16 protein-coding genes are annotated in these 18,164 nt (G+C 52.2%); 6 read left to right on the forward strand and 10 right to left on the reverse strand.

Annotated elements, in window-relative coordinates; translation table 11 throughout:
• Positions 1-203 precede the first annotated feature (203 nt).
• Entirely contained in the window at positions 204-4,187 is a 3,984-nt protein-coding gene (locus ACO064_RS04920) for a two-component regulator propeller domain-containing protein (RefSeq protein ID WP_421826283.1), read from the forward strand.
• Here the strand turns inward: ACO064_RS04920 and pfkA are convergent, their stop codons facing one another.
• Both pfkA and ACO064_RS04930 read right to left on the reverse strand, forming a co-directional pair.
• Entirely contained in the window at positions 4,188-5,180 is a 993-nt protein-coding gene (pfkA, locus tag ACO064_RS04925) for a 6-phosphofructokinase (protein WP_421830992.1), read from the reverse strand. It abuts the gene before it with no gap.
• A 69-nt stretch (positions 5,181-5,249) separates the two neighbouring features.
• A complete protein-coding gene (locus tag ACO064_RS04930) occupies positions 5,250-6,227 on the reverse strand; it encodes a hypothetical protein (RefSeq protein ID WP_150880064.1) in 978 nt (325 codons plus the stop codon).
• 402 nt (positions 6,228-6,629) lie between these two features.
• On the opposite strand from ACO064_RS04930, the gene ACO064_RS04935 reads away from it, so the two are divergent.
• The 3 genes from ACO064_RS04935 (at position 6,630) to ACO064_RS04945 (ending at position 8,094) form a co-directional block, all read left to right on the forward strand.
• Positions 6,630-7,040, forward strand: a complete 411-nt coding sequence (locus tag ACO064_RS04935) for a GreA/GreB family elongation factor (RefSeq protein WP_421826284.1) — start codon at positions 6,630-6,632, stop codon at positions 7,038-7,040.
• Positions 7,041-7,074: 34 nt separating this feature from the next.
• Positions 7,075-7,356 carry a helix-turn-helix domain-containing protein gene (locus ACO064_RS04940; protein ID WP_421826285.1) on the forward strand — a complete coding sequence of 94 codons (282 nt, stop codon included), beginning with the start codon at positions 7,075-7,077 and terminating at the stop codon, positions 7,354-7,356.
• A gap of 102 nt (positions 7,357-7,458) precedes the next feature.
• Positions 7,459-8,094 carry an HPP family protein gene (locus ACO064_RS04945; protein WP_421826286.1) on the forward strand — a complete coding sequence of 212 codons (636 nt, stop codon included), beginning with the start codon at positions 7,459-7,461 and terminating at the stop codon, positions 8,092-8,094.
• A 305-nt stretch (positions 8,095-8,399) separates the two neighbouring features.
• Here ACO064_RS04945 and ACO064_RS04950 read toward each other — a convergent pair whose 3' ends face one another.
• From ACO064_RS04950 to ACO064_RS04965, 4 genes are all read right to left on the reverse strand, one after another.
• Entirely contained in the window at positions 8,400-8,873 is a 474-nt protein-coding gene (locus ACO064_RS04950) for a hypothetical protein (RefSeq protein WP_421826287.1), read from the reverse strand.
• A 181-nt stretch (positions 8,874-9,054) separates the two neighbouring features.
• Positions 9,055-10,419 carry a M28 family metallopeptidase gene (locus ACO064_RS04955; protein WP_421826288.1) on the reverse strand — a complete coding sequence of 455 codons (1,365 nt, stop codon included), beginning with the start codon at positions 10,417-10,419 and terminating at the stop codon, positions 9,055-9,057.
• Positions 10,420-10,743: a hypothetical protein gene (locus ACO064_RS04960; RefSeq protein WP_421826289.1), complete on the reverse strand. Its 324-nt coding sequence runs from the start codon at positions 10,741-10,743 to the stop codon at positions 10,420-10,422. It abuts the gene before it with no gap.
• Positions 10,740-11,261 (reverse strand): hypothetical protein, encoded by a 522-nt coding sequence (locus ACO064_RS04965; protein ID WP_421826290.1) that lies wholly within the window; start codon positions 11,259-11,261, stop codon positions 10,740-10,742. Before ACO064_RS04965 ends, ACO064_RS04960 begins: the two co-directional genes overlap by 4 nt.
• 127 nt (positions 11,262-11,388) lie before the next feature.
• Between ACO064_RS04965 and ACO064_RS04970 the strand changes: the two genes are divergently transcribed.
• Both ACO064_RS04970 and ACO064_RS04975 read left to right on the forward strand, forming a co-directional pair.
• Positions 11,389-11,799 (forward strand): Rrf2 family transcriptional regulator, encoded by a 411-nt coding sequence (locus ACO064_RS04970; protein ID WP_421826291.1) that lies wholly within the window; start codon positions 11,389-11,391, stop codon positions 11,797-11,799.
• A 71-nt stretch (positions 11,800-11,870) separates the two neighbouring features.
• Positions 11,871-12,515: an NAD(P)-dependent oxidoreductase gene (locus tag ACO064_RS04975; protein ID WP_421826292.1), complete on the forward strand. Its 645-nt coding sequence runs from the start codon at positions 11,871-11,873 to the stop codon at positions 12,513-12,515.
• A gap of 28 nt (positions 12,516-12,543) precedes the next feature.
• Here ACO064_RS04975 and ACO064_RS04980 read toward each other — a convergent pair whose 3' ends face one another.
• The 4 genes from ACO064_RS04980 to ACO064_RS04995 all read right to left on the reverse strand — a co-directional run bounded on the left by ACO064_RS04980 (position 12,544) and on the right by ACO064_RS04995 (position 18,084).
• Entirely contained in the window at positions 12,544-13,878 is a 1,335-nt protein-coding gene (locus ACO064_RS04980) for a sensor histidine kinase (RefSeq protein ID WP_421826293.1), read from the reverse strand.
• 88 nt (positions 13,879-13,966) lie between these two features.
• Positions 13,967-15,970, reverse strand: a complete 2,004-nt coding sequence (locus tag ACO064_RS04985; protein ID WP_421826294.1) for a plastocyanin/azurin family copper-binding protein — start codon at positions 15,968-15,970, stop codon at positions 13,967-13,969.
• A gap of 11 nt (positions 15,971-15,981) precedes the next feature.
• Positions 15,982-16,320 carry a tRNA-binding protein gene (locus ACO064_RS04990; RefSeq protein WP_421826295.1) on the reverse strand — a complete coding sequence of 113 codons (339 nt, stop codon included), beginning with the start codon at positions 16,318-16,320 and terminating at the stop codon, positions 15,982-15,984.
• A 6-nt stretch (positions 16,321-16,326) separates the two neighbouring features.
• A complete protein-coding gene (locus tag ACO064_RS04995; protein WP_421826296.1) occupies positions 16,327-18,084 on the reverse strand; it encodes a hypothetical protein in 1,758 nt (585 codons plus the stop codon).
• Positions 18,085-18,164: the final 80 nt, after the last annotated feature.

Here is an 18,164-nt window from a genome sequence, read left to right on the forward strand (position 1 = left end):
TATAAGAAGTAGAGAACGGCGTCATCTTTACTTTTGACCAATTAACCAGGACGGCTGTTCAATTTTTGCCTGTTTATGTCCTATTCTGAATAATTGTGCGAATCACAATACATCTAGCTGAATTTATGACAATGTCAAAAAAGGGCTATTTCTCGCTGTCCATCATTAAATCTATCAGCCTGATTTTCATTTTATTAACATTATTGTCTACGAGGAGCACGGCCCAAAAATTTTATTTCAACGCACTCACCTCCAAGCAGGGTTTGTCGCACAATAGTGTATTTAGCATCACCCAGGACCACAAAGGCTTCATTTGGTTCGGTACGCGGGGTGGTGTGAGCCGTTACGATAGTCAGCAGATAAAAAATTATCCGCTGAATGCCTTCCACCCCAACACGGAATCGACACGGGTCAGATGTTTGTATGCAGTCGGGGATGAGTTGTGGGTAGGAACCGCCGGTGGCCTGTTCAGCTATCTTTTCGATAAAGATGAATTTGTACCGGTGTCGCTCGGGAAAAGTCCGGTCAATGTTTCCGTCATTCAGCGGGTGTCGTCGGGTGAACTCTGGGTTGGCTGCCGGGATGGGCTGTATATTCTGTCAAAGAACGGGTCAGTCCGTCGCATTCTGCCAGCGCAGAACGTCCACGCCATTCATGAATACCGGAAAGGTTCTTTTCTGATTTTGCAAAACAACACGCCCTGTGTCATTAACGACGCCGGTGAAACCATCATCTCCCTGGCAATCGAAGGCGGAAACCCTAAAAAAGCATTCACGTTCCGTGACAACAAGCTTTTCAAAAACCGGCGGGGGGCGATCTGGCTCAGTACAGAAACCAATCTGCTGCAGTTGGACGAGAAAACCATGACCTTCAGGCCAATGGACTGGTTTGTCCGGCTGGTCAAAGACCAGGTGAGGGTCATGCGCACGGTTTCTGAAGACCAGGCCGGCAATGTCTGGATTGGTGGTGAATCGGGGGTGATGATGATCGACAGCCAGCGCCGGATGGTGCAGGAGTACGATAAATCATTTACGGCCTCGCCCTATGGACTCACCGACCGGGCCGTTTATTCAAGCTTCGTCAGCCGGGACGGAATGGTTTGGCTGGGTACGTATTTTGGGGGTGTCAATTACACCAAACCCGTCGGAATTTCATTCGAGCATCTGTTTCCGGCTACCGACGGACAAACCATTGCGGGGAAGGCCATTAGTCAGCTTGCCATCGATGGGCAGGAACGGCTCTGGATCGGAACCGAAGACGGCGGCATTAGCATTCAGGACCGGGCTACCGGCCGCTACACCTACCACAACCAGGCGAATGGACTGAGTGACAACAATGTACACGCTATTTCGATTGATAAGTCGGGGGCGGCCTGGGTAGGAACGTTTTTGGGAGGGTTAAACCGCATTGACCCGGTTTCGGGAAAAAAGCGTGTATTTCTCCACAATGCGGACGACTCTACCTCGCTGGCCAGCAATTTTGTCAATTCCCTGTTCCACGACAAAACGGGCCGTCTTTGGGTCGGTACGACGAAGGGAGTCAATATTTTTGATGAGAAAACGGGCACCTTCCGGCTGTTTAAACCCAATGCGTTAGGGACTCCGTTTATCATTGATATCATGGGCGATGCGTCGGGCCGGATTTGGTTTGCGACCGAAAACTCGGGAGTGTACCAATACGAACCCGTCCTTGACCAATTGACCCATTTCCACGCTGGCAACACGCCCGTTTTGCGGGGCAATCAGATCATCAGTATTTACGAAGATTCAAACCATAATATGTGGTTTGGCAGCCTGAATGCGGGGGTATATCAATGGAATAACCGGCAGAAAAAGTTTGTTCCCCACCCGGTACAAGCGCATCTGTTAAACCAGACCGTCTACGAAACACTGGAGGATAACCACGGCACCTTCTGGTTTTCGACCAACAGCGGTTTGCTGTCCTATAAGCCGGACCAGCAGACGCATCGCGTTTTCGACGGCAGCAACGGGCTTCAGGCCACACAGTTTAATTTTAAATCGGCCTTAAAAGACCGGCAGGGTTACCTGTATTTCGGTAGCGTGGATGGCCTCTGCTATTTCAACCCCGATAACATTACGAAACGGGTTTTTGACCCGCCGGTTTATTTCACGGACCTGAAACTATTCAACAAAGAAGTGCGGCCCGATGGCGAACTGATGCTCACCAAACGCCTTGACGAAACCAGCGAACTGGTTTTTAAGTACGCACAAAACGTGATCACGCTGGATTTTGTAGCCATCAATTATTTCTCGAAACGAACGAATTACTACACCTATTACCTCGAAGGCTTTGAAGAAACCTGGGGGCCGAAAACCACCGTAAACTCGCAGACCTATACCAATCTGTCTCCCGGCCAGTACACGTTCCATGTTCGGTCCTTTCAATCGAACGGCGATTTGTCACCAACCGAACGGACCCTTCGGCTGATCGTGAAACCGCCCTTCTGGCGTACCACTTATGCCTATTTGCTCTACGCGCTGTTTGGCATTGGTTTATTGGTAGTCTACCGGCGATTCATCACGTATCTGAACCGCCAGAAAATGGCCGTGCAGGTGGAGCGGGTCGAACGGGAAAAAAGCCGGGAATTAAACCAGCAGAAGCTGAATTTCTTCACGTTTCTTTCGAACGAATTCAAGACCCCCATTACGCTGATTATCGCGGAGATTGACGAACTGATTCAAAATAACCAGGCCTGGCGGGCCGATTCGGCCACGAATTACAGCGTGATCAAGAAAAACGCCCGCCGGTTACAGGCCCTGATCGACCAGATTACGGAACTCCGGAAAACGGGCCACGAAATTCAGAAAATTCACCGCACCGACGCCGATGTTATTGCTTTTATCAAAGAAACCCTGAAAGGATTCGACCCGTTGTTGCGGGCAAGGCAGATTCAGAAGCGGCTCACCTTTTCGCCCCCTTATCTGATGGCCTCCTTCGATGCCGGAAAGTTGGAAATGATCATTGGCAATGTGTTCTTTTACCTGATCGACCAGTTGAACGAAGGTGACGAACTGAACTTCGACGTTGAGGTGGTGAACACGACGGAATGCGAACCGGCCGAATTGCGGTTAACCTTCACCTTCGAGGGGCAACCGGAACTTTTGACCAGTATTGAAACCAGCTATCAATATGCCGGAAACTCTGAAGAAATTTTTGGGCAGGACAACTCCCCTAATATCGGTATCCTACTGGCTTTCAGCTTGTTAAAATTACAATCCGGCCGGGTGTCTGTTTTCGACGCCAACAATCGGAGCCGGCTTTCGCTCCAGATTCCGATTCAGAAAACACCCGTCAGCAAAATCGCTCCGGATGCTAAACTCCAGCATTCCATCAGCCGGCATATCGTGGATTCGCCGGAGGTGAGTCTGCTGCCGGATGGGGAGTGGTTTAGCCCTCCGGCGGATGAATCCCTACGAAACGATAAACCCAATCTGCTGATTATCGAACGTTCGAAAGAGCTGGCTCAGTTTCTGAAACGCCATTACGGGGAAATTTACCGCATTAGCGTGGCAAACACCTTCAACGAAGCCCTGAAAAAAGCCGAAACGATGCTGCCTGAAATTATTCTGTGCGACAGCGATATACACGATAAAGAACACCGAAGTGTGTGCCTGGTGCTAAAAAGAAACCCTCAGACTCAGCACATTCCGGTTATTCTGTTACTGGACGATGAAGATGACAGAAAAATCATTGAGGGGCTGAACAATGGTGCAGACGGATACATCGGCAAACCGTTCAGTCTGAAAGAACTGGATTTGATCATTGGCAATCAATTGAATACCGTTTCGCTGCTGAAAACTAAATTAACGGACAGCCTGGCTGGTTCCTTACGGGGTGCCCTGCCCCGGCGAAACAAAGACCAGGAATTTGTCCTGAAGTTTGCTGCCCTGGTGAATCAGCAGTATAAAAATAAAGAGGTAACCGCCGATGAGCTGGCCCGGCAGATGAATTGCAGCCGGTCGCAGCTTCATACAAAACTGAAGACCCTCACCGGCCTGAGCACCAAAGAGTACCTGAACGATTATCGCCTGGGGCTGGCCCGGCAGTTGCTCGAAGGCGGTATGAGCGTGACCGAAGCGGCCTTCGAGGTTGGTTTTAACGACCCCAATTATTTCGGTCGGGCCTTCAAAAATAAATTCGGGATTATCCCCAGTAAAATCTACTGATCAATGGGGATGACTTTCGCTACCATTCAGAATTGTGACCAGCCGCAACAACTCCTCGCTAATGGGTTTAGAACGGGAAACAGCCTCATACAAATCACTGTAAACCAGCAGATTATTCACCACTCCCACCATCACATTCTTTTTGCCTTTCAGCAGACCTTCCACGGCACCCAACCCCAACCGGCTCGCCAGAATCCGATCACCGGCACTTGGCGCCCCGCCCCGCTGGATGTGTCCCAGGGTTGTTACCCGCAAGTCAAATTCAGTACCGGACTGCTTCTTGATTTGTTCCGCGACCACCGTTGCCGTCCCTCTTCCCTCCCCTTCGGCCAGCACCAGGATGACCGACGACTGGGAGCCATTCCGGCCCTGCTGGAGTCCTGCAATGAGTTCCGTAGCCGACACCCCGGTTTCCGGAATCAGCACCCGCTCAGCGCCCCCCGCAATGCCCGACTGAACGGCAATGTAGCCCGAATCGCGGCCCATGACTTCAATTAGAAAGATGCGCTCGTGCGAATCCGCCGTGTCACGAATTTTGTCGATTGCCTCCACGGCGGTGTTCACGGCGGTATCATACCCAATGGTATAATCCGTGCCAAACAGGTCATTATCGATGGTTCCGGGCACACCAATAACGGGAAACGAAAACTCATCGACGAATTGCAAAGCCCCTTTGAAGGTGCCGTTTCCGCCAATGACAATCAGGCCGTCGACCGCCAGACTCGTGAGGTAATCGTGCGCTTTTTGCCGACCCTCAACCGTCCTGAATTCAGGGCTGCGGGCCGATTTGAGGATGGTTCCACCGCGTTGAATGATGTTGCTGACGGTCGATGAAGTCAGTGGAATACCATCCCCCAGAATCAATCCGCTGTAGCCCCGGCGGATGCCCATCACTTCAATGCCATGGTAGGCCGCTCCCCGGACCACTGCCCGGATACAGGCATTCATCCCGGGCGCATCTCCGCCGGATGTCAAAACTGCCAATCGTTTTATCATAACGCGTACTTTAAATGAATTTTACCGGGCTCACGCCCGAAACCATTTCCTTGATTTTCAACCCGTTCAGGCGTAGGCCCGCGTAGCCAGGTGATGAAACACCCGCTCGTCCAGCCGGTAGCGGTCGTTGAGGGTCAGGCTGCTGCGGCTGGTGAACAAGGCATAATTGACGGCGTTGTACAACAACCACAGCGACGGCCCCGTATGGAGCAGTTGCTCTTCCGTCCGCAAACGCTCGTAGGCTTGTTTAGCCAGTTGAACCGGAATGGGCAACTCCCGTACGATTTCGTTGGGGCGGCCCGGTATTTCCGTTTGCTGCAACTGCGAATAGACGGTGGTGGTCAGCGTCAGCTCCGGTTTGAGGTGATCCACCAGCAGGTTATGCAGGTGCTGCCGGAAGACCTCGATGGTGAGCTGGCTGTGGTGAATTTTGCGGATGGCCGGGCCGGGCCGGTCGGATCGGTTTTCGGTCGGGCGGTTTTTGGACGAACGACCCTTGGCACTTTCTCCCGACCACTGCCCCAGCCAGGTCTGGTAGCTCGACACCTGATCGAAGTGATCGGCCCAGCCCAGCAAACCGTTCTGACACAGCTTCCGGAACATGCTGCTGCGGAGGGCCACCATCGGGTCTAACAGTGCCATCAACGACTGCCCCTGAATGCTGAAAGGCGTTTTTCCGTTGTAACTATTGGTCAGGATCAGGCAGCGTTGCAGCGGCTCCCCGCCCAGCATAAACACCTCCGGCAACACAATGTTGATGTTGAACTCCCCGGTTGGCGTATACTTGATCAGGAGCGTATACTGCGGAATCAGCGCGTCGACCACGTCCCGAATCACCGCGTTGGGAATAATGGAATAATCGGCACTCTGAATGCCAAAGATGGTATTCCGCCCCCCTTTCACCTGCCCAACGATCAATTGCTGCCGGTCAGTCGCCACGATGTCGTAGTCCGGCAATAAGTCGGTTAGCCAGACGGGTTGTACCGGATAACAGATGTCGTCCCAGGAATTGGTCAGTTGGGGCTGTGCGCTGATATAGGTCATTTTATTTGTTTTCTATTTTTACAGTTGTAAATTTACAGTTGTAAAAATTAAGAAGCAACTTTTTAACAGAAAGGGCGGACGTATGAACAGATCCGGCATTACCCAGCAAAAAATCAAGGCAACGTTGTTGCTTTTGCCCGTCATGGTGGTGGTCATACTTACGTCGCTGAGTATGCGCAGTACGATGCGGGAGATGGATCAGGCGCTGGGTTCGGTCCCTTCACTTTTATGCCAACTCCACTTTACAGGTGGCGGTGGCAATCATCATGGGGCTCCTTATTCTCAGCACCCTGTATAACGTAAACCTTGGGAATCGTGATCCGAAAGCCTGGCATCTCAATTAACAGACAGATGCCATGCCGGATAAAACGGTTCTTTCAATTCCTTAAAACCGGTTAAGACATGAAGAATTTAATCATCAATACGCTGGATTATCAACGACTGATCGACCGGGTGGCGCAAGCCAAATCCGATCCGACCGCTTCTTTCAAACACATCCGAACTTTGCTGCTGGGCGTGAGCCAGGCCACGTTGCTGGAGCCCTCCGACATCCCGGCGGATGTGGTGACCATGAATTCCCTGGTAAAAATCCGGTACCTCGACAACCAGCATACGCTGAACATCCGGCTGGTGTATCCCGAACAGGCGAATATTTCCCAGCGCCAGATTTCGATCTTTGCCCCGCTGGCCACCGCTCTGCTAGGCTGTAAAAAAGGTGATTTGGTCAGCTTTGCAACCCCGGCCCGAACGGTAAAAATTCAGATCGACGCCATCTTGTACCAACCCGAAGCCGCCGGTGATTTATCACTTTAATGACCCCGGTCCGCGAACAATCCACTCCTGAAACGTGCATCCGAATCACCCGAAAAAACGAAGTACCCTGGTTCATTCCACTTCCATTCTGGTAAAAGCAACCGATCAGGAACCCTCCTTGCAACAGGTGGGGAACCTGATTCGGGAAGCCCGCTTAAAAGCCGATCTCACCCAGAACGATCTGGCCCTGAAACTGGGCGTGTCGATCTCTACCGTCAATAAGTATGAAAAAAAGGGACAACACGTCACCATCGGCACCCTGTTGAAAATCGCCAGGGTGCTGGAAATCGATCTGATGGTCGGGTTTTTGTCCTGAAAGTATCACCAGACTTGCGCCGTGTCAGGTCTGGTGACGATATTTGTATCCTGATTTTTTAGGCCCTGCTTTCAGGCGAGCCTCGTACGTACTCTTCCGTTTGTGAAAAAAAGAATTAAGCGTCGTTATCGCATTGCCCGTTACGTCCTCTACCGTCAAACGATTCTGGCACCCGTCGATCATTTCTGGACTTTTCTGGGTGCTTTTACCGCCATCGCATCCCTGGGGTTGATTCAGCAATCCCGCTTTACCCCGCAGGATGATGTTTTTCTGATTGGTTCTTTCGGAGCTTCGTGCGTCCTGATTTTCGGAGCAACGCATAGCCCCCTGGCGCAACCCCGAAACCTGGTTGGAGGACATTTGCTGGCTTCCCTGATTGGCGTTGCCATTCAGAAGCTGGTTCCCGACCAGATTTGGCTGGCATCCGCTCTGGCCGTTTCGCTATCCATTGTGGGCATGCAGATCACCAAAACCATGCATCCACCGGCCGGTGCCACGGCTCTGATCGCCAACATTGGTTCAGAAAAAATCAAAAGTTTAGGATTTGGATATACCGTGGCCCCCGTCATGACCGGCGTTCTGATCCTGCTTACAATCGCTCTGATTGTCAACAATATACCGAAAGGCCGATCCTATCCGGTGGCTCCGCTACCCTGGCGAAAGGTGACCAGAAAGCTCAGAAGAAATCCGCCCCGGCGACTTCATCGGGACAAGGTGGATGCGCTGGACGTACCCTAAAACAGCTTGCCGTCACCCGGTCTTGGATCGTTGCCCGAGAGATTGACCCCGGAATCCGTGTGAACGAAAAAGCCCATTTTATCAATCAGAACAACCAGTTGCTAGCGAATATACCCAACCAGGCTCGATGAAAAGTTTTATTTCGCGGAGTTGAGCGGAGGAAATCAGAGATACGCAGAGGTTATTTACACTAATTTTCTCCGCTTAACTCTGCGAAAGAACGCTCTTCAAAACTACCTGGCAATAAAAAACCTCCGGCGTAAAATCCGGAGGTCGTATTCCTATTTCTTAAAAGTCTGTATCCGTTATTTTTTGGCATAAATCAACTGAACCGTGTAATTGACCGTCACCGTATCTTTCTTCGCATTCAGAAACCGGCCGCTCTGGGCAAGCACTTCACCCAATAACTGATTGGGGGTCGTCGTGTTGTCATATGTATACTTAAATTCGCTGCCGGCATCCTCTTTTAAAACCAAGTTATTGTTGGTTAAGGTCCAGGTTCCTTTGTAGTCAAAAACGCTTCCATTTGACCTTTCTGTTCCGGAAAACGTATTATCACTTTTAATATCTATATCGTCGCGATAACCGGTCACGGTTGGGTTCGACAAATCTTCATCACCGTTGAGCGATACAAAATCACCAGTAAAGCCCGCATAGCGCGCCCGGTCAACAGACCACTGCCCTACCACTGGTGCAGGTGCCGGGTCATCGTCTTTGTTACACGAACTCAGGCCAGCCGCAAACACCACCACGCAGATCAAATAAAGTAAACGCTTCATAATTTTCAGGTTTTTGTGAAATATTAGTTTAGTGTGACTGGATGAGATGACCGTTGGAAACGAAATCTACAAAAAAAAATGTCAGGTTGTAAATTTCCGGACAAAAAGCCCGTGTTTTCTCTTCACCCCTACGCAAAAACCGGTCAAAGCGTTGCGTCAGGGCATAAAACTTCAGAATCAATTACCGCAAACCCGGGCGGGGAATCACCGGCAAACTCTCGTTCCCATCCTCGCTAACGGCCTGAACGGCAAAGAAATAATTGTCTTTTGAATAGGGCAACGTCAGCCCCACCTTTTCCGTATAAAACTTCTTTTGCCAGAACGGCCAGTGGGTTTCGCGCATCAGCACATAATACCCTTTTATTTTCCGGCTGGCCGAATTACCGGCTTTGGGCGCCTGCCAGAACAGGCTCGTGGAATTGGTCAGACTTCGAGCCTCCACCGTAACGTTCTGCGGCATCGACGGTGCTTTCGCCAGATTGGCCAGCACAGCCAGGTTCATGGCGGTATTCTTTCTCAGGTAATCGAAGTCCATAAACTTCACGTAATCGCCGTATTCAACCCCGTCCTGCGTACGCAGATCCTGGTGCTGGTGGGCAAAATTCTCGTTCATTTCCGTAATGCGAACCGCCGGAAAACCGCGCGTCACAAACGGCGTGTGGTCGCCCCCGCGCAAAAACCGGTCGTTGCGATAGACCATCACCACCTCCAGTTGGTCGACATACCGCTCGCCTACTTCTTTGGTATACCGGGCCAGTTGCCGCGATTTGCCGTCGTTTTCCAGGCCATACTGCCGGATGTTGGCCGCCAGCGAATCCGTCTGATAACCGGGCAAGCCCTCGCTGAATACCCGGACGCGCGTGTTGTCGGTAATGTGCGTATCGGGGCTGTGGTTCGACCCCATGATGTCGTTGTTCAGCAATGCTTCCAGGTTCCATTTTTCGTCTTTCGCCCGTTGCGCCAGGTGGTTGGCACCCAGCAGTCCCTGCTCCTCCCCACAAACCGCCACAAAAATGATGGTGGCCGGAAACGGCACTTTGCTCATCACGCGGCAGAGTTCGATCACGGCGGCCGTTCCCGAACCGTCGTCGTTGGCCCCCGGCGCATCGGCGGTGCGGTTCATAACATCACTAACGCGGCTGTCGATGTGGCCGCTCACCAGAAAAATCCGGTCGTCGTTCGGGTCGGTGCCTTTGAGCGTCGCCATCACGTTGCCCATTTGCGTCACGGCATCGATCCGCCGACCGTCCGGCTGTAGGGTCCAGCTATCGATCTGGGCCGTCAGCCGCCCGCCCGACTGTTTGGCGTAGTGTTGAAACTTGCCCAACGTCCACTGCCGGGCCGCGCTCAACCCGCGTTTGGGCGTTGCGCTGCTCATCGTGTGCCGCGTTCCGAAACTAACCAGATTGGTAACGTGCGCCCGCAAACTATCCGCCGACACTTCGGCCACGAGTTGGGCAATGGCAGGATCCCGGTTGACGGTGGTCTGGGCTTGTAAACCAAGCGAAAAAAGAAGGAGAATACCCGGAAGTGTACAGTTTTTCATTCAGTAAGTCGATGAGTTAAATAAACGGGAATACAAACGAAGATACACCACCGTGTCGATTTTACGGCGTTTAACGGGGTGTAATAATGATTTTTTGCCGGAACGCGGAACCGCCTTCGGATGTAGCACCGGACGACTGCGTTCGTTCAGCGAAGAAAGCACCAGGGCTCCCGCCAGCAGAAAAGACAAGCCCAGCGACCAGAACGCAATTTGACGCGTCGGCACTTTTCGCACCGGCTGATAGAATTCCCGGGTTTCGTCTTCCGAAAACAGTTCGCGAAAGGGAAAACCGGTTTCCTCGTCGTCTGAAGGCCTGTTTTTCATAACCGTTGGGCCAGGCTTATGCCGAAGGCGGTTTGGGTGGTGCCGGGGAGGGGTTGCGCCGAAAAACCGAAGCGGGCAGCGGCCAGCGCCCGGTTGTATTGCGTCACTGCCTTGCGGGCCTGGGAATTGCCAATGATGCTTAACCCCAGCGTGGCCCCGATCGAGCCAAAATATACGGCCCAATAGTCGCCCGAACGGGTGTAAGTGCCCTTGTTACGCGTCAAAACGTAGACCAGCGGAACCAGCGCAACAACCTGTCCGGCCAGCACAAACGTCCGGTAGGTGCGGAAATGGCGATTGACGATGGGGTCGTTCAGCTCGTTGAAGGGGATTTCCAGCGAATTCGGCGATCGCAACCGTTTGCCCCCGTAGAAATACGACCCATACGACCGCTCGATGGGTTTCAGATGGGCCGGAACCGCAGCACCGGGCCGGTAAAAGGTGGAGTCGGCAGGGCGTTGCGCACAGGCAACCCCTCCTACAAGCGTGCAGAACAGGAGTACAGAAAAGAATCGCATAGTGAATTAACGCACAAATTCGGGATACAACTCAATTTTTAGGCCAACGACAGAAAATTTTTCGATCAAACCTTGGTTTCATCTTCAAATACGACTACTTTTGTACTGTAATAAAATTTATTACAGTATGAACAACAGCCGGTTTTCGATCGCCATTCACATCATGACCCTCCTGACGAAGGCGGATGGGGAACTGCTGTCGTCTGACTTTATGGCTGGCAGCGTCAATATCAATCCGGTTTTGGTTCGGAAAGAGATCAGTAATTTGCGAAAGAAGGGACTCATTATCAGCAAGGAAGGCAAAAACGGTGGCAGTAGTTTAGCCAAACCCGCGGAGAAAATCCTGCTGTCGGCGATTTACGAGGCTGTTCGACAAACGCCCCTGCTGGGGCAAAACCGAAACAGCCCGAACCCCGATTGCGAAGTGGGTCGTCAGATCAATACCCATCTGGACACCCTTTTTCTGGATGCGGAGAAAGCCCTCATTGCACGGCTCAACCAAACGACCCTGGCCGATTTTACCAACCAGTTTAACTAATTTTTTTTGAACAAAACTGTAATAAAAATAATTACAGTTAAAATGTACCAATTAACTAATTCTGAAAAACCATGAAAATTGCATTGATTGGAGCCACAGGCTTCGTAGGTTCAGCCCTGTTGAAAGAAGCCCTGCACCGCGGGTATGATGTAACGGCGATTGTCCGCCATCCGGAGAAAGTAACGGTAGAAAACCCACAGCTAACGGTCGTAAAAGGCGATGTATTGAATGAAACGGAGGTAGCCGGGCTCGTGGCTGGCCATGATGCGGTCGTGAGCGCGTACAATGCGGGCTGGCAAAATCCCAACCTCTACAACGAGTATCTGGCCGGTTCGCTGGCGATTCAGAACGGCACGAAAAAAGCCGGTGTAAAACGGTTGCTGGTGGTGGGTGGAGCCGGTAGTCTGGAAATCGCGCCAGGCGTTCAATTGATCGATACCCCGCAGTTTCCGGCCGAATGGAAACCGGGAGCGCTGGCCGCCCGCGACTATCTGAACACGTTGAAAAAGGTAGAAGACCTGGACTGGACGTTCATCAGTCCCGCCATTTTGCTCGAACCCGGTGAGCGCACCGGGCAATTTCGCCTAGGAACCAACCAGCCGGTATTTGATGAACAGGGTGCCAGTAGAATTTCCGTCGAAGATCTGGCCGTTGCGCTGCTCGACGAACTGGACGAACCCGCACACGTTCGCCAGCGGTTTACCGTGGGGTATTGAGTCTGATAATCACCCGAAACCGTGCTGATTAAGCGGCTTTGCCAATCAGCACGGTTTCGGGTAAAAGAACTAAGGGCAACGACAGGTAAAACGTGGTTCCCACGCCCGGTTCGCTTTCAAACCACAGCTTTCCCTGCTGAACCTCCGCGTATTCTTTACAGAGAAAGAGCCCCAGCCCTACTCCTTTTTCGTTATTCGTACCGTAGGTTGCCCGCGATTTCAGTGAAAAAAGGGACGCTTTATCCTCCGGTTTTATTCCGCCCCCATTATCTTTTACAACAATGATACAATTGGATTGCGACTCCCGCACTTCAACGTCAATCGCGCCACCGGAAGGCGTAAATTTAATCGCATTTCCTACCAAATTCCGAACAATAAGTTGCAGCATATTGCTATCGGCAACGACCTCGAAAGGCGTGTGAATTGAATACATTAACTGGATTTCTTTTTTTAAAGCCAGCGGTTTATAAATTTCAATGATGGGTTTTAAAACGGTCGAAATGTTGACGTGCGTAAGCTCCACTTTGGTTCCGTTCATCTGCGTAGTCGACCATGACAGGAGGTTAAAAAGCATCTCCTGGGTGTGGTTGATCACATCCAGCAAATCCGATTCAATCCGCTTCTTTTGCGCATCGTCAAGATCGGTTTCTCGCAAGATTTCGATGTATTGCTGAACGGAAGCCAACGGCGAACGCAAATCATGCGAAATAATGGAGAAAAGCTTGCTTTTTTCGGCATTGAGACGTTCCAGTACCACGGATTTTTCTTCAACCAGCCGCCGTTCGGCCCGGTAGGCTTTCTTGAAAAAATAAGTAGCCAGATAAATCAGCACCGCCCCGACCAGGTACGTCGAACCCACGTCCAGGATATGATTCAACCGACTTGAGTAGCCGGCGACCACACTGGCAGGGTAAACATATTCGAGCGCCAGAAGACCAAAAACAACAACGACATTAAAGCAGAACCAGAAAACGTGCTGCCGGGATGGTGCGACAATAGCCAATAAAAAATAAATATACATAAACAGGAGAATGGAGGGACCAATAACGCCTGCATTAAAAAAATAATTTCCCGCCAGAAGCAGAGTAATAAAAACGCCACCAGTCGACACACTGATGTAGAATTTATTTTTAATCCGGGATAGATAATAGAGAAATGAAAAGGCAATAAAAAGCAGTAAAGAAACCAGCGAAGCTTCGGTTAGTCCGATAAAATAGTTGAAAGGAATGTTGTAGAGCATCGCCACAATGCCCACCACACAGATAGAATTAAAGATCCGGCTTTCCAGCGTAGTTTCCCCCGGCACGCCAACCAGTGCCGTAAAATAGCGTTGAATGGATTTGAAAAGTAGCGATTTTCCCAACGTCGTTTTTCTGTGAGTAGCTGAAAAAATAGGTGATTAAACCCATAGTCTAACCACCTATTCACAAAAATACTTAAAATTTTTCTACTTATTTCACCACTTTCATCACACCCTGCATGAGCGATGCATGTCCGGGAAAGGTGCAGACGAACTGGTAATCGCCGGGTGTAGCCGGAGCCACAAAATAGAGTGATTCCGAGCTTTCGGGTTGCATCAGGTTCGTGTGGAACAACACGTTTGGCGATACCGGGACATACTGCATCCGGGAACCATTCAGGTTCAGTTTCAAAGCCGCATCGCCAACGGCGTTGGCTGTGGCCGGTTTCACAATCACGCAGTTGTGCAGCATGTCGTCGTTGTTGTTGAACACCCACCGGATGCGGCTGCCCGCTTTCACTTCGACCTGCGTCTTGTCAAATTTCAGACCCGGCACGGTGCCGATCGTAATCACCTGATCGGGACCGTTGGTCCAGTCGGCGGGTTGTTCGGTCACGCGTTTGGCACTCGCAGCCGCCGGTTTTCCTTTGGTTCCGGCAACGGGTGGTGCGGTTTTGGCAGACGCCATCGCCATGTCGGCATGGTTGTGTTTGGCGGGAGCGGCAATGGTCAGTTTCGTTCCGGGCGCAATGTGGTTGAGGGTGTAATACCCGGTATTGTGCAGCAACGCCAGCCCTTTGTCCGACCGGATGCCCTCGGCTTTCACCTCATGAACATACCCTTCGCGCAGCACCGTGTCGGCCACAATCCGCACTTTCAGGCCATTGTCCGACACCACAACACCCCGGATGGGCACGGGCCGGGCATCTTCAACCGGGCTGCCGTAGATTTTGTGGTATTTATACGTAAAGCTGTTCAGGCTGTAGGAAGCCAGGTCTTCAGCGGTTTTCTTGTCGACCGGCTGCGTAAATTCCACCTCGAAACCGTCGGGCATCGAGCGGATTGCTTTCATTTCAAACGGCGTCAGGCCCGTCCACACCAGCCGCTGAACCCCAAACGGGTCCTTGCCGGTGGCCGACCAGCCCCGGCTGGTTTGCCCCACAAACATGGAACCGTCCAGCCCCCAGGCCATCCGCAAAATGCCGGACTGAAAACCCGACCGGAACGGAAAACAGGCGCCCTGGTATTTGCCATCCACTTTTTCCAGAAAAACCCGCATCACCTTGCTGTGGCCCTGATCGCCTACGAACAACTGCCCGTCAAACGGGCCAAACCGGTTAGCGGTGGTGTCTTCCAGAATATCGGAAGTCGAAATGCCCATCATCGTATGCGGAAACCAGATGGCCGGCTCTTTCAGATGCGGAATCGACTTCACCATTTCGTGCATCGGTTTTCCCGTACTTGGCACATCTTCCAGCTTCAGTTTTAGGGGAGAATTCGGTTCGGAGGTCCATTTCAATCCCTCTGGATTTCCGGCAAAATCGCCCAGTTCGAGGTGCGTCATCCGGCCCGAACCCACCCAGTCACCCTGGTTTTCGGTGTAAAAAATGCTGCCGTCGCGCAAGGCCCGGTAGCTGGAAGGCGACCGCAAGCCGGTGGCAAACGGTTTTATCTCGCCTTTTTCGTTGACTTTCAGCATCCACCCCCGCCATTTGGCCAGGCTGGCTCCCTTTCCAATCCAGCCGAGGTTGAGCGTAATGAGCATATCGCCATCCGGCAGAAAAACCGGTCCGTACGAATATTCGTGGTAATTGCCGGACAGCGGCCATTTCACAATCGACTGGTATTCGTTGGCTTCATCGTCGCCATCGGTATCGATCATTTTGGTGAGCTCACCGCGTTGCGTGGCGTAAATGGCGCCCTTGTGATACGCCAGTCCGAGCGGTTCGTGCAGGCCGTAGGCAAACCGTTTGAACTGCGGCTGGCGGCTGCCTTTCATATACGGATTGCTGATGAACCAGACTTCACCCCGGCGCGTCGAAACGCCCAGCCTACCGTCGGGCAGCACGGCCATCCCACCCACTTCCAGTTGCACCCCTTCGGGCATGGGAATGGTGATAAGCCGGTAATAATCGTCCTCCGTCAACGGGCGCTGGGCCACGGCGAACGAGGAAATAAAAAGAGAGAGAAAGAGAAACGAGAGTCTGTTTTTCATGATCTTTATTACTAGGCAATTCGGGAGCCGTTTTCAGTTTTGCGTTCGGTTTGCAGTAAAGTTACTTCTCCGTCGGGGCCAATGGCGCCCAAAACCAGGCACTCGCTTTTGAAGGTTGCGATCTGTTTGGGCGGAAAGTTGATGACCGCAACGACCTGCATACCAGGCAAATCCTCGGCTTTATACAATCGGGTTAACTGCGCGGAGGAGCGTTTGATGCCTTTTGCGCCAAAGTCAATGGTGAGTTTGTAAGCTGGTTTGCGGGCTTCCGGAAAAACGTCGGCAGCCACGATGGTTCCGGTTACGATCTCGACCTTTTCGAAGTCGGCCCAGGTGATGCTGTTTTCCATAACGAATTACCACAAAAGCGAATACTGAACCGTTGCAGAACCGCCTTTCATGGGAACCGGCATCAATAATTCCTGCCGCCCGGAACTGGTTCGCATCGTCGGTTTGAGCTTCGGATCAATCCGGATGAAATATTTTCCATCGACCGAATACAAGCCCTTCGCCACTTCGTCCAGCGACGCCCCAACCGCCAGCCTGCAGTAGAGTGACTCGTTGTCCGGCCCTTTTACGCTCAACGTCCGCATGATGGATTTGCCGTCGGCATCGGGCAAAACCGCATCGGTGACGTCCAGATCCCGCATGCGATACTGTGGGATCGGGAATCCTCGCCCATCCATTGACAAACCGGTGTATTTCCATTCATTGTCGGACAAACTATCGGGCCAGTACTGGTTGGCATTGGCCATCAGCGCCAGCGGACTCTGGGCCGACAAAACCGCTACCGTTCCCAGCGGTTTCAGCAATTGCGGTTCTCCGCGTTCGTACCACATGTCGGTTACATCGGCAAACTGCCCGCGCCAGACTTGCAGCAGCGCGCCCTGGTTCAGATCGACGGTGTAGTTCAGGCCCGTCGGGCTGCCTACGGAGAGGCAATGGGTTTTCTTTTTGGAACCAAAATTGACGAAGGAACGGATCACCGCCGGTTTGGTGCCGGGTTCTACCGCAATTTCGCCAACGGGATCGGGTTCGGGCAATGAAGCCCGGGGGTGCAGGGCCTGAAACTTGGTGTCGGGAGCCGAGATGAAAAAGCCCAGACCCGGCCGGGGCCACGAGCGGCCGAAAAACAGCGTAAAAGGATGTTTCCCCGCAGTCAGGTTGATTTTGGCCGTATTCATATAGCCCAGGTCAAGCCGCTTGTTGGCAATGATTTCCTTGCCGTCGATTTGCAGGGAAGCAAAACCGCCCTGCTGCAAGGCGATGGTATAGGGACCGGTTTTGTCGACCACCAGATCACCGGTGTAAACAATGCCGTGCCAGCGCGGCTGACCGTAGGAAACTTCGTAGGTCAGGGCCGAAACCGTATCTTCCTTGACCAGTTTGAGATTGGCTAACTCGGCCTGCGAAACCGTTTCCGTTTTGTTCTCGTATAATTTGTAGCGGATGTTGGTCAGTTTCGCCACCGGACGATCCGTAATTAGCTGATAACCAATATTCCGAACCGCCACCGTACCGGTTTTAACGCTCAGACTCACCGTACCGGCAGTTCCTCCGGTGGCTTTCGGCAACACCAGACTTTCCTGAATCAGTGTGCCGTTGAGCGTCATTTTTTCCAGTGTGGCCGGGCCTTTGCCTTCGCCCTGAAGCAGAATTTCGAGTTGCTGCCACAAACCCGGTGCTTTTCCGGCATTCTGTAAGGGCAAGAGGGTGCTGCCTTCAACGGCACCAAAGGTCGTGGTGTTGACCTCCGGTTTTCCCCAATGGTCGGCCAGGTGAATGCCCGTTGCACCAAATGAAAGGGTGGCCTCCGCACCCGGCGAAAGCATCACGTCCATCACCAGCCGAACATCGTTGGCATTGGTGAGCAAGGTGAGCGGCTGACCGGGCGTTCCGACCAGAATACCGCTCCCGGCCTTCGTTTTCTGATCCGGTCGGAGGGGATTTACCAGAATGGAAGCCGCCGGTTTCCAGTTGCCGGGCACCGCCTGCAACCGGTCGGTGGGAAGCAGCGTCAGGGATTCATCAACGGATTGGGCCCAAACCGGTAGCGTCCCTGCCAGGAGCAGGAGGGCGGTTCCACGGTTGAACCATCGTAGAATGGGATTCATCGAATAGGTAAAGTTTCAGTGGTTAAAGCAATGGACTGCTTACGTTACAAAAGGGAAAGTAACGTCTTTTTTTACCCGAA

Origin of the sequence: Larkinella sp. (assembly GCF_965227735.1) — a bacterium.
In the GTDB taxonomy this organism is placed as follows: domain Bacteria; phylum Bacteroidota; class Bacteroidia; order Cytophagales; family Spirosomataceae; genus Larkinella.

Coding starts and splice junctions, on each gene's coding strand:
- ACO064_RS04930 (WP_150880064.1), bottom strand. CDS start 6,227: ATGACCTATATCAGCGCACAGCCCCAACTGACCAATTCCTGGGACGAC.
- ACO064_RS04935 (WP_421826284.1), top strand. CDS start 6,630: ATGAAGAATTTAATCATCAATACGCTGGATTATCAACGACTGATCGAC.
- ACO064_RS04950 (WP_421826287.1), bottom strand. CDS start 8,873: ATGAAGCGTTTACTTTATTTGATCTGCGTGGTGGTGTTTGCGGCTGGC.
- ACO064_RS04955 (WP_421826288.1), bottom strand. CDS start 10,419: ATGAAAAACTGTACACTTCCGGGTATTCTCCTTCTTTTTTCGCTTGGT.
- ACO064_RS04960 (WP_421826289.1), bottom strand. CDS start 10,743: ATGAAAAACAGGCCTTCAGACGACGAGGAAACCGGTTTTCCCTTTCGC.
- ACO064_RS04965 (WP_421826290.1), bottom strand. CDS start 11,261: ATGCGATTCTTTTCTGTACTCCTGTTCTGCACGCTTGTAGGAGGGGTT.
- ACO064_RS04970 (WP_421826291.1), top strand. CDS start 11,389: ATGAACAACAGCCGGTTTTCGATCGCCATTCACATCATGACCCTCCTG.
- ACO064_RS04975 (WP_421826292.1), top strand. CDS start 11,871: ATGAAAATTGCATTGATTGGAGCCACAGGCTTCGTAGGTTCAGCCCTG.
- ACO064_RS04985 (WP_421826294.1), bottom strand. CDS start 15,970: ATGAAAAACAGACTCTCGTTTCTCTTTCTCTCTCTTTTTATTTCCTCG.
- ACO064_RS04990 (WP_421826295.1), bottom strand. CDS start 16,320: ATGGAAAACAGCATCACCTGGGCCGACTTCGAAAAGGTCGAGATCGTA.
- ACO064_RS04995 (WP_421826296.1), bottom strand. CDS start 18,084: ATGAATCCCATTCTACGATGGTTCAACCGTGGAACCGCCCTCCTGCTC.